The following is a 12,658-nucleotide window of genomic DNA, read 5'->3' on the forward strand; positions in this document are numbered from 1 at the left end:
TTCTATTCGTTTCTTAATACATCCACAGGGTTCTTTTGAGCATTTTTATGTCCATGGAGGGAAAGTACAAGCACTGTTGAGAGAAGCACTACGACGCTGGATACAATGAAAAAAGTGCTTAGGTTATTAACACGATATGGAAACCCGTCTAACCAACCAGAGATCAACTCATAGGTGACTGGAATTGAGATTAATAAAGAGATCAGCACCAAACCTATAAACCGACTGTTCGATAGTTTCATAAGGTTCAAGTAACCAGCCCCTAACACCTTCCTAATGCTCAATTCGCGTTCTCTGAATTTACTTTCAAAAGTGGCAATTGTGAATAGGCCGAGGAAAGCAATAATAACGAGCATTGCGGTTAAACCATTAAAAATAGTGATCAGCGTCTGCTCCCTTTTAAATGCGTTAGTATAAAAAGTGGCTAATTCAGAAGTTTGTAATGGTTTTTCAATACCCAGATCTTTCCACAATTTTTCAAGTTGAGCCATCACCACATCCTTTTCTCCCGCAAGAAACTTGAATTGAAGGTTTCTGATATTAGACTTATCAGTAGTCAAGATCACAGGAGCAATTTTTGACTTTACACTAGCCACATGAAAGTCCTTGACGACACCCACGATTTCAAAACGGTCGACTTTTTTCCCAATAATATCCTCAACCCCAATCATCTTCGCGGCGGTCTCGTTGATAATAGCTGCGTTTTCCAGTCTAGATTCCGGGATATCTGCAAAACTTTGACCTTTCACCAATTCGACCTCCATTACTTCATGAAAATTGAAGTCAACTGGTCCATTTCGAAACAAGGCTTGAGTTTCTTTTCCATCTTTTTTAACCGGTAAATACATTGCCATCAGGCTAGCAGGTAAAGAGGATCCTGTAACTGCCGAAATTTGAGGTATTCTGTCTAACTCCGATTTTAGCTGATCATATTTTTGCCCAAATCCATTTTCATACAAACCGATATTATATACGTTCTCAGTATTGTAACCAATATCCTTATTGATCATAAACTTCGCTTGTCCACGAATAATGAGTGCGCTCGAGAGCAGTCCGGCACAGATTACAAACTGAAAACCTACAATCAGCTTTCTCAGCAAGGGCTTGCTCATATTTGGCAAATTCCCTTTTAAGAGGCTTGAAATATTGAAAGATGAAGAAATAAGGGCCGGATAAACTCCTGAAATAACAATGACTAGTACTAAAGCAGATACAGGCAAAACAAGTAAATCAGGCTGCACAGCAAACGACAATTCTAGCCGTTTCCCAAGTAATACGTTTAAATCAGGTAAGGTCAACTCAACAGCAATTAATGCGGCTATAAGTGATATAATGGATACAAGTACAGTTTCACCAATGGACAGGGCAATTAGCCTAATTTTACTAGCCCCAAGGACTTTCCTAACCGCCATGTCTTTAGTTCGTGCAAAAGAGCCAGCTATTTTTAAGTTCACATAGTTGAAGCAGGCTACTAAAAAGATAAGTGCCCCTACAATAGAAAAAACGTAAACGTACTTCTTGTTACCCCCAAAAATCCCGCTTTTTCTTTCGTTGGCACGGCCATCCAAATAGAGATCACTGAATAAATCATAACTCATTTTACGAACATCCTCGTTGGTCGTATTTCGTGTATATATATCTACTAATTCGTTCGTCAAATCCTCTATTGAGTAATTTTCACGCATTAGCACATAATCTTTCCCCCAGCTAAATTGCCATTCGCCCTTATAACTTGAATATGGTTGAGCGTTCATGTCAGCGAATATTATTAAGTCGAATCGAAGATGGGAATTGCTAGGAATGGATTTTAAAACACCAGAAACACTGAATGTTCCTTTGTCTTTAAGCGTTATGAACTTGCCTATAGGATTCTCTTTCCCGAAATGCTTCTCCGCTACCTCGGAAGATATGACAACATCTTTTGGATCGTCAAGCGCGGTTTCTTGATCCCCTAATTTGAGATCAAAATCGAAAACATCGAAAAAAGACGGTTCAGCTGCATATATCAGACGTGATTCAAATGACTCTCCATCTACTTCATATGATTTAAAAAACGAAAATTTGTCTGTAACAGCTGCAGCCAAGTTTACTATAGCTTCCACACCCGGGCTCTCGTTCAATAAAGCGTCGTGTAAGCCAAATGGTGCATTGTTATAGCTTACTCCACTTTCCACCTCCAAACTAAGGGCAGGTATGTAAATTCTATCCGAATTCTCATGCCATTTGTCATGAGTCAATTCATCTCTTACGTAAAGTGATGACACAAGAAAACAGAACATCCCTAGCGTCAAGCCAAGGATATTTACCGCTGAGAATAGTTTATCTCGTTTTAATGAATTCAGTCCGTTTTTAAGTAATCTCATGTGCTTTTGATTAGTCGTTTCTAAGGATATTGGCAGGGTTCTTTTGGGTATTGAAATAGCTGTGAACTCCTAGAATAATAGCCGCCAACAATAAGACAGCCCCACTTGCTATAACAAAGTATGGCGCAACACTATTGATCCTATACGGGAAAGAAGCTAGCCATTCATTAATCAGTAAATAAGATACTGGAATTGAAACCGCTATGGCTACAAGGATTAACCAAGTAAACTTCTTATTCAACACTTTTATTAAGCTTAAATAACTTGCACCCAATACTTTGCGAATGCTCATTTCTTTCTCTCGCAGTTGATTTTCGAAGGTCGATAGGGCAAACAAACCTAAAAACGCAACAACCATTAAAAGACCAGTAAGTAGGTCGAATATATTTACCAAGCTCTCTTCTCTCGAATAGGAATCGGCGAAGTAGTCTTCCACTTCTACAAGTTCGAAAGCCTTTTCAGTACCAAAACCTTCAACTACCTCCCTAACCTGAGCAATAACGGCTTCTCTATTACCCTCTTTAAATTTGAACTGTAGATTTCTAATCTGATCCATTTGATTATCAATCAAGATTGGCCCAATCTCAGACTTTCCAGAACTGTAATGAAAGTCTTTCACAACACCTACGACTATCTTTCCAGTAATCAATTCTTTTCCGATAGGATCATCTTCCCACCCAAGGCGTTTTAACGCTGTTTCATTAATTATGGAAGCAGTCTTAAGTTCAGACTCCGTTAAACCGTCAAAACCGCTCCCATGTACGAACTCTAAACCAAACACATCATTGAAGTCAGCATCAGCAGCACCATAATAACAGCTTAAATCTACTTTTTCATCCCCCTGCTCAACGCTTAGCATGATGATGGAATTAAGGTTCGGCAATGGAGAACCAGTTACTTGTTCAATTTGAGGGATTCGTTCAAACTCACTCCTAGCTTCGGCATAACGCTCGAAAAGACCTGCTTCCGTTAGGTTCAAGCTTAAGATGTTCTCCTCATTATAGCCAAGGTCCATATTGATTAAATATCTCGCCTGACCTCTTATGATTAAGGCACTTGACAATAACCCAACACAGATAAGAAATTGAAACACGATAAGCCCTTTTCTCATCAGGGCTTTCGACGACTTAGGGCTACTGCCTCTTAATATTGAAGACAGGTTAAATCCAGAAACTGTTAAGGCAGGGTATAAACCTGAAATAAGAACTACTAATGCTAAAACTGTAATGGGGATCCATAGTACTTCCGGAGAACCTATAAAGTCCAAGGCCAATTGTTTATCGAGGATACCGTTGATAGCCGGTAAAGTAAATTCTACCGACACTAAAGCTATAATTATAGACAATAGGGATAGAAATAAGGTCTCTCCCATTTGTAGAAGTACTAATCTTGTTCTTGTCGCACCTATAATCTTCCTAATCGCTACGTCTTTAGAGCGAGCAAATGATCTGGCGGTTGTGAGGTTGATATAATTGAAACATGCCACGATCAATAGTAAGCCTCCTATTAACGAGAAGATGTAAATGTACTTTACTTGACCTCCGAAAAGGTTGCTACCAGCGCTTCGCATGGTACTTTCTCCCATATAGAGGTCAGTAAATTTGTTATAGACATATTTCCCAAGTAATTCCGAACTATCTCTTGCGGCGATTACACGTTTGGTATCTTCTAAAAGGTTATCGGGCGAATAATCTGGTCGAATTAAGATGTAATTTAATCCTGCACCGGTTCTCCAGTCATTATAGTTAAAATCATAAGGGGCAACTTTTGGGTTGATTAAAGTCAAAAAATCGAATTGAAGATGTGAATTTGCTGGAATTGGTTTGAGTACACCGGTAATTTTGAAAGTACCCTTGCTCAAAACGTCTATAAATTCCCCGATCGGATTTTGACCTGGAAAGTGTTTTTTTGCCATTTTATCCGAAAGAATAATTTCGTCAGTAGATGAAAGTATCGTTTCCTCATTGCCTTGTTTTAATTCGAAATCGAATACGGAAAATAAAGAAGGCTGGGTATAGAAGAACTCGTTGGATTCGTATTCTTCATCTTTGATCGAATACCTTATTGTTTGTGCCAAACTGATATTCACCGCATCTATAACACCTGGCAGATCCTCTATCATCGCCTCACCCAGTCTTACGGGTGGAAATAAGTTAAACGAAACTGGCCCTCCGCCAAAACTCATTTCAATTTTAGGCATATAGATTTGTTCTCCTTGAGAATGCCAATTGTCATGGGTGATCTCATCCTTCACATAAAGTGTTGTAATCAGAAAACAATACATCCCTAGTGTCAAACCAATGATGTTGACAGCAGCAAAAAACCTTTCTCTCTTAAGGCTCTTCAATCCTGACTTATAAAATCTGCGGAAACTGTTCATGTTGAATTTAAGTTTTGCTTTGGACTTTCGACAATTACATTCCAAGCACCATACCAAACTTAATTAGCTATATATCAACACTTTAATTATTGCTTCTTTAAAGCAAACATCCGCCAGCGAACTCTACTGACCGCTTGCGGACGCTAATCTTTTATTGGTCTACCCGTAAGGAGTTGACAGGGTTGACTCTAGCTGATTTATAGGATTGGAAAACGAGTATTCCCCAGACGACTAACATCAAAGCGACTAAAGGCACAAAAAGTATAATACCATTTAGAGCGATATGATAGGCAAATTCGGAAAGCCAATCATTCATGATATAGTAGACTAAAGGAAGCGTAATTAAAGCTACAAGGGCCATTAATTTCGTAATACTATTGTTCAGTATCCAGATGATATGTCCAATACTTGCGCCTAGAATTTTACGAATACCGATCTCTTTTATGCGCTGTTCCGCAATGAAAATTGATAGACCAAATATTCCCAATCCCGCTACAAAAATGGCTAGTAAACTGAAGGTAGAAAACACATCTGACAGCTTCTTTTCTTGCGCGTATTTTTCGGCAAAATGATCGTCTAGAAATTGAAATTCAAATGGATAATCTTTAGAATAAGACTCAAAAACGCCTTGAATATGCTTTAAGCTATTCTTAACATCAGCTCCATTCAATTTGATATATACTTGACTGAAGCCTTTGGTACTCGTTAACATTACCGCTGGTTCTATCATTTTCTTAGCAGAACCAAATACAAAATCATTGACAATACCCGTGATGGGCGCACCAAATAGTTTTTCATTTAAAGGATCATTCCATCCAAACTTTTCAGCAGCGGCAGTATTTACAAACATGGCTTTTTTAGCAGCACTTTCATCAAGTTTATAAAATGGCTCTCCTACCTCCATTCCTATGCCCATTGTTTCGAGAAACCCTGTTTCTACCGTCATGTAATTGATAGTCTGACTTTCTTCAAACCCCTCAATATCTACAAAGAGGTTCATGTTGCCTTTAAAAACCGAATAAGAAACTCCTGAAGCAGCCGTAATTGAAGCATTTTTGAGAATCTGGTCTTTGAAGATGCTGTAGTTGTCTTTTAGGTTCTGATCTCTAATCGGAACACCGACGATTTGATCTTTATCAAAACCTAAATCGATGTTTTGCATATAATTAAACTGGCTATAAACGATGGTAGTCACTCCGATTAGGCCAAGGCAAACAAAAAATTGAAAACCCACCAGTACCTTTCTAAATGACGCACCTTTTCTTCCTTTAGAAACACTTCCTGAAAGTACCTGAACAGGATTGAATTTGGACAGGTAAAGTGATGGATAAACACCGGATAATAACCCTATCGAAAGAATAAAGGCAATCAGGATCAAGTAAGTATCTACTGAATCATAGGCTATAAAGAGTTCTTTACCAATGAAAGAATTTAGTGAGGGCAATGCCACCTCTGCAATACATACAGCCACTAAGAGTGATATTCCGGCCATTAAAAATGACTCTAGGAAGAACTGTAACATAATCTGCCCTCTATAACCTCCTACTGTTTTTCTAATCCCTACTTCTTTTGCCCTTTTAGCATGTCGGGCAGTGGCCATATTCATGTAATTAATAATGGCTACCCCAAGAATGATGAAAGCAATGATCAGATACAATTGAGCATTTGACTCTTCACCTTTTCGATCGAAATAAGCGTTATTAAACTCAGAAAAATAGATATCCTCGACCGGAAATAATTTAACGATATCAGATGACCTATGTGGACGCAAGGCTTCTTGAAATTTTAGAGCAATTTCTTCTGGATCGAAATTGCCTTCTTTCAGCTTAATGTATAAGGGAAATGCAGATACTACACCCCAATCCAGCACTGATCTAAACTCTTTTCCTAAGACAGAATTTCCCTTACCAAAGGCATTGCCCATAGCCTTATCGGCATTTGCGAATGCCATCAGGTAGTCGAAGCCCAAATGTGTATTATCTTGAATATCTTGGAATACCCCGGAAACAACTAGTTTCCCAAAATCTACGACTTCTAATTCTTTAGAAATGGCGTTCTCAACACTTCCAAAAAGCCGAATGGCTGCGCTTTTAGATATAGCAATATTCTCTGTAGATGCTAAAATATTAGTTGAAGAACCACTCAATAAGTCGATTGAAAAGAAATCAAAAACGGTTTCATCAGCATAGTAAATCTTGTCTACAGGAAATTTATCACCTGCTTTTGTTTTAACTACCTTATTGTTCATTCTGCCAAAGCGGATCGTTTCTTCTACTTGAGGAACCATCTCTTTAAAAAGAGGACCCGTTGGTGCCATTGTTTGAACCGCAAATGAGTTCCTAGTGCTTGCCGTATCTTTTAACAATACTTGAAACATGCGATCCTTATCGGCATGATATTCATCATAGCTAAATTCGTTTTTCACAAATAGTGTCAGCATGATAAAACAGGCCATACCCACCGATAGGCCAAGGATATTGAGAAGACTATATGATTTGTTCTTCCAAAAGAACCTAAACGTTGTTTTTATGTAGTTTATGAGCATGACCGCGGTTTAAGAATTGACTTTTTTAATTAAGCATTTGCGGAGCGACTAAACTGCCACATCCGCAAATGCATGCATGTTTATTAGTACTATTCTGTTCTTAAAGCATTGACAGGATTGGCCTTGGCCGACTTATAAGCTTGATAAAGTAAAATGCTCCACAGTACTGCTAAAAGGGTGAATAAAGGCAAAATAAAATGTACTGGATTTAGATCTATTCTAAAGGCAAAATCGTCTAACCAGCCACTACTGAAGTGAAATACTAAAGGAATAACAATCAAAGCAACCAGTAAGACAAGTGCAGTAATACCACTATTCAATAACCAGATTACTTGACCAATTTTTGCACCTAGTACTTTTCTGATACCTATTTCTTTTACTCTAGATTCTGCAATGAAAATCGACAGACCAAGGATTCCTAAACCAGCGATGAAGATTGTCAAAATACTAAACAGACCAAAAACCTGACTCAAGCGTTTTTCTTCTTCATATTTCATGGCAAAAACATCATCAAGAAACTGATATTCGAAAAGATACTCGGAATCGAAGGCGACAAGCGATTTCTCTATATCAGCTAGTCCGGCCTTGATATTACCGTTTAGCCTCATGTATAAATAACTGTCTGCATCGCTAGCCTGAGTAATGACAACTGGTTTGATTTCTTCTTTTGCAGATTCGAAAATGAAATCTTTTACTATGCCTACTACTTTATTGGTTCCTAAAACACTTTTACCAATAAGGCTGTCCACTTTCATTTTTCGAACAAAAGCTTCGTTAACTAAAACCTTCTTAGCGCGTTCACTTTCAGGTAAGTCAGCAAATAATTGACCTTCCGAAATCTGCACGTCTAATAAATCCATCAAACCAGATTCAACAGTCATCAGGCTACTATTGATTTTTTCGCCGTCTACCGTCACGTTAATACTTACCGCACCATCGCTTAAAGGACTAATATTGGCTGCTTTCACAAAATCAACATGAGGTGACTTAGCTATTTCTGCTTTAATACTTTTTACTGATTTTGGCAATTGATCTCCTGAAAGTGAAACCACCATTACTTGCTCTGTGTCAATACCCAAATCAAGATTATTCATAAACTGATATTGGGAATAAAGAATGTATGTGGCTGACATAAGTCCCAAACAGATAGCAAACTGAACGCCGACCAATACTTTTCTAAAAACACTTTTATCTCGCCCGCCATTAGACTGTGTAAGGCTTTGTTTAGCGCTAAACCTTGATAGATAGAAGGCTGGATAGATTCCAGAAACTGTACCTATGAAAAGGACTGTACCTATAAGAAACAGGTATGTCTCAAAGGCTGCGAAATCGACATCTATCAGTTTACCAGTATAAGAATTGAAATATGGCATGGCTATTTCCGCAAACACGACACCTATAATCATGGCAAAAAATGTAACGGTAATCGATTCAATTAAGAATTGAAAAATCAGCTGATTTCTATGCCCACCAATTGTTTTACGAACGCCTACCTCCTTTGCCCTTTTGGAAAATCTAGCTGTAGATAGGTTCATATAATTGACAATGGCGATTAATAGTAACACCATTCCAACACTGATAAAGAGGTTTAGCTCCTTGCGATCTCCCGCAGACTTAAAATATCCTTTATAGCCGTCGTACAAATAGATATCGTCTATTCTGACATATTCTGCCTCTTTTTGGCCAATGTGCGGCTGAAAAACGTTTTGCGTTTTTTCTGCAAGGTCTTTTAGATCTCTTTTGCCGTCTAACATAACGAATGTGGTAAACGCACTCAACTCACCCCAATTAAAAGCGTCAATATTGATCACAAATGGTGCCCCGTAAAACACCAAATCGTTTACTAAATCAAAAGAAATAAGGGAGTTGAAGGCTAAATGAGAGTTTTCAGGCATGTCTTTGTAGACTCCAATCACTTGGAACTCTTCTAAATCATCAGCTTTTAAAGTTTTTCCAATGGCGTCATCTACATCACCATATAATCTCATGGCTTCTGTCTCTGATAAAAGCATATCACTTTTGGCAAATGTATTTCTTGGTGCCACACCAGCAATAATATCGATGTCGAACATCTCGAAGGAGCTGGCATCTGTGAAGTATATACTTTCTAGCTTGAAAGATTTGTCGTCTGTTACGAACGTAAGTTTAGGTCCAGAGCCGAAACGCGTGAAATTGGTTACTTCAGGAATTCCCTCCAAAATAGCTGGCCCCATAGGTGCTCCAGTGGAATAAGAAAACGGTCCATTGACCAAACTGCTATCAGCTATATACAACTGATATAACTTATCCTTATTAGCATGGAATTCATCATAGTTTGTTTCTCTATTTACAAAGAGAGAAAGCAGGATAAAACAACCGAGACCTAAAGAAAGTCCAAAGACGTTTATTAAAGAATAAATCTTATTACTGCTAAACTGTCTTATGGCGATTCTAAGAAAATTACTAAACATATTTCTAATATTTGATAAGAGCTTTCCAAGCATCGTACCAATTTTAAACACCTGTATATCAACTACTTAAAATCACCAACCTACTATTCCCCATCCGCCAGCGAACTTTACCGTCCGCTGGCGGACGGCTAGATTTGTTTGTATATTAAGCCTTATTATAAATTGTGTCAGCATACAATTTAAGCATTCATACTTATGAACACAGGTCGAATTTTAGTAGTTGATGACAACGAGGATTTACTTAAAGCCGCACGTCTTTTTCTGAAACGTCATTTCGGTCAAATTGACCTTGAAAAAGACCCTACGCTTCTTCCCGATTTATTAAAAAACGAAAGCTATGACGTTATCCTTTTAGACATGAATTTTACGCAAGACGTAAATTCAGGTCAAGAGGGTTTTCATTGGTTAGACAAAATTCTAGAAATAGATCCAGCTGCTGTAGTGGTACTTATTACAGCTTTTGGCTCGGTTGATTTAGCCGTAAGAGCCATCAAAGCTGGGGCTTCTGATTTTGTGATGAAACCTTGGGAAAACGAAAAGCTACTTGCCACTTTAAATTCAGCACTACAACTGAAATCATCTAAAACTCAAATACAGCAGTTAAAAGATCAGCAGGAAATATTGAAAGCTGACTTGGACGAGAAATTCAAAGATATTATTGGGCAGTCTCCCAATATGATTCAAGTGTTCGATACCATAGACCGTGTGGCAGAAACAGATGCTAACCTCTTAGTATTAGGGGAAAATGGTACTGGTAAAGAGTTAATTGCTAGGGCTTTACATAGAAATTCACTCAGGGCAGATAGCCCATTTATCAGTGTAGACTTAGGTGCTATCTCAGAGAGCCTATTCGAATCAGAGTTATTCGGTCATGTGAAAGGTTCATTTACAGATGCCAAAACCGATCGACCTGGTAGATTTGAAATTGCCAATGGAGGAACCTTATTCTTGGATGAAATAGGGAACCTTACCCTTCCATTGCAAGCCAAACTCTTAACCGCAATTCAAAATAAAAGAATCAATCGAGTAGGTTCTAATCGGGTGATTGAAGTAGATATAAGGCTTATTTGTGCTACTAATATGCCTTTATATGAAATGGTGCAGAAAGGTGAGTTTAGGCAAGATTTACTCTATAGAATTAATACCATTGAACTTCGACTACCAGCACTAAAAGAAAGAGTTGAAGACATTCCGGTGTTAGCGGAGCACTATCTTAAGCAATATGCCAAGAAGTACAATAAGGACATTTATAAGTTTAGTGAAGCTGCCATTAAACGTCTAGAGAAATATCAATGGCCAGGCAATGTAAGAGAACTGCAGCACGCTGTAGAAAGGGCGATAATAATGAGCAGAGATAATGTGTTGCAACCAGAAGACTTCTTTTTTAATACGCCTCATCAACCAAAAGACAACAGCGATATTAGTCTGGAGCAGTATAACTTGGAGGATGTTGAAAGAATTTTAATTAGAAAAGTGCTCGCCAAACACAATGGTAATGTGACTCATGCTGCACAAGAATTAGGGCTTACGAGGTCCTCACTATACAGAAGATTAGAAAAGTATGGGCTTTAATAGATTTAGACTTTTTGTCCTTATTCGTGTAATCGTTCTCTTTTTAACGGTCGCCGCGTTTGTTTACCTTATATTCTTTGATAGAAAGTACGTTACCACAGTTGTAACAGGCTTTTTAATCATTTTCGAATTGTTTGAGCTATTCAATTACATTGAAAGTACAAACCAAAAGCTCACTCGTTTTTTCGATGCCATAAAGTACAACGACTTTAATATGAGCTTTACGCATGACAACAAGCTCGGAAAGACCTTTAAAGCATTGAACATTGCCTTTAAAGAGGTGATTGATGCCATTCTCTTAGAAAGACAAAAAAGAGAAGAGTTCTTTCAAGAGCTCCAAGTAGTGATAGATAATATTGCGTCCGGAATCATATCGATCGACGAACAAGGCCAAATTAAACTGATCAATAGGTCGGCATTAGAGCTACTTGGCTTAAGCCGCTTAAGGCATTCTAGGCAAATGACGGTCAAGATCAAGGAGATCGCAGAAATAGTGGAAGCCTTGAAAGACGGTTCAAGAACTATCTATAAATCCCCTGATGGGCGAGAATTAGCCGTTTTCCAAACTTATTATAAACTTGGCCAAGAGTCATATAAACTGTTATCCATTCAAGACATTAAAGCAGAATTACAAGCTAGAGAACTTGAAGCATGGCAAAACTTAACCAAAGTGCTCCGTCATGAAATTATGAATTCTATTGCCCCTATTTCCTCACTTACTTCTACCCTCACTCAAATAATAGCGGAAGATGTGGAAAAAGAAGAAACCCGAAATATCATCTCACACGAAAGCCTAGAAGACGTAGAGGAAGGTTTAAGAACAATATCTGGCCGATCAGATGGCTTGATCAATTTCATCAATGCTTATCGAGACTATACCAACTTACCTACTCCAAATAAAGTTGATATAGCTGTTAATCAGATCGTACAGAACACGGTTAACCTGATGAAATCGGATTTCAAAGAAGGTCAACTCAAAGTCAGATTGCCCAAAACACCTCAACATTTAATGCTCGATGAGCAATTGATAGAACAAGTGTTGATCAATTTGATCAAAAATGCACGTGAGGCTGTAGAGAACACAGCTAATGGCTTGGTTGAAATAGAGGTTAAAATCACCAATCAAAGGACTTCAATCCTTATTCAAGACAACGGACCAGGTATTGTTAAGGAAGCGCAACAAAAGATCTTTATGCCATTCTATTCCACAAAAAACAGAGGTTCAGGTATTGGATTAAGCTTATCGAAGCAGATTATGCAACTTCATGAAGGAGATATTCTCTTAGAAAGTGAGATCGGAAAAGGATCTAAATTCATTCTCATCTTTCATTAATTTAAAGGCATAACA

The 12,658-nt window shown here is 38.1% G+C and carries 6 protein-coding genes; 2 read left to right on the forward strand and 4 right to left on the reverse strand.

The window, feature by feature from the left end:
• Positions 1-2: 2 nt before the first annotated feature.
• From JXQ92_RS05780 to JXQ92_RS05795, 4 genes are all read right to left on the reverse strand, one after another.
• On the reverse strand, positions 3-2,363 hold the full coding sequence (locus tag JXQ92_RS05780; protein ID WP_421985645.1) for an ABC transporter permease: 2,361 nt from the start codon (positions 2,361-2,363) through the stop codon (positions 3-5).
• A gap of 10 nt (positions 2,364-2,373) precedes the next feature.
• Positions 2,374-4,743, reverse strand: a complete 2,370-nt coding sequence (locus JXQ92_RS05785; RefSeq protein WP_421985646.1) for an ABC transporter permease — start codon at positions 4,741-4,743, stop codon at positions 2,374-2,376.
• Positions 4,744-4,894: 151 nt separating this feature from the next.
• Positions 4,895-7,288, reverse strand: coding sequence for an FtsX-like permease family protein (locus JXQ92_RS05790; RefSeq protein WP_421985647.1), 2,394 nt, complete (start codon positions 7,286-7,288; stop codon positions 4,895-4,897).
• 89 nt (positions 7,289-7,377) lie between these two features.
• Positions 7,378-9,738 (reverse strand): FtsX-like permease family protein, encoded by a 2,361-nt coding sequence (locus JXQ92_RS05795; RefSeq protein WP_421985648.1) that lies wholly within the window; start codon positions 9,736-9,738, stop codon positions 7,378-7,380.
• Between the two features lie 195 nt (positions 9,739-9,933).
• Between JXQ92_RS05795 and JXQ92_RS05800 the strand changes: the two genes are divergently transcribed.
• Entirely contained in the window at positions 9,934-11,310 is a 1,377-nt protein-coding gene (locus JXQ92_RS05800; protein WP_421985649.1) for a sigma-54-dependent transcriptional regulator, read from the forward strand.
• The gene (locus JXQ92_RS05805) at positions 11,300-12,643 is read left to right on the forward strand and encodes a sensor histidine kinase (protein WP_421985650.1); all 1,344 of its coding nucleotides are present in this window, start codon (positions 11,300-11,302) and stop codon (positions 12,641-12,643) included. Before JXQ92_RS05800 ends, JXQ92_RS05805 begins: the two co-directional genes overlap by 11 nt.
• The last annotated feature ends 15 nt before the right edge of the window (positions 12,644-12,658 follow it).

Origin of the sequence: Roseivirga sp., assembly GCF_049099775.1 — a bacterium.
Lineage (GTDB): Bacteria > Bacteroidota > Bacteroidia > Cytophagales > Cyclobacteriaceae > Roseivirga.

Excerpts from the sequence above, each read along its gene's own strand:
- JXQ92_RS05780 (WP_421985645.1), bottom strand. The coding sequence starts at position 2,363 with ATGAGATTACTTAAAAACGGACTGAATTCATTAAAACGAGATAAACTA.
- JXQ92_RS05785 (WP_421985646.1), bottom strand. The coding sequence starts at position 4,743 with ATGAACAGTTTCCGCAGATTTTATAAGTCAGGATTGAAGAGCCTTAAG.
- JXQ92_RS05790 (WP_421985647.1), bottom strand. The coding sequence starts at position 7,288 with ATGCTCATAAACTACATAAAAACAACGTTTAGGTTCTTTTGGAAGAAC.
- JXQ92_RS05795 (WP_421985648.1), bottom strand. The coding sequence starts at position 9,738 with ATGTTTAGTAATTTTCTTAGAATCGCCATAAGACAGTTTAGCAGTAAT.
- JXQ92_RS05800 (WP_421985649.1), top strand. The coding sequence starts at position 9,934 with ATGAACACAGGTCGAATTTTAGTAGTTGATGACAACGAGGATTTACTT.
- JXQ92_RS05805 (WP_421985650.1), top strand. The coding sequence starts at position 11,300 with ATGGGCTTTAATAGATTTAGACTTTTTGTCCTTATTCGTGTAATCGTT.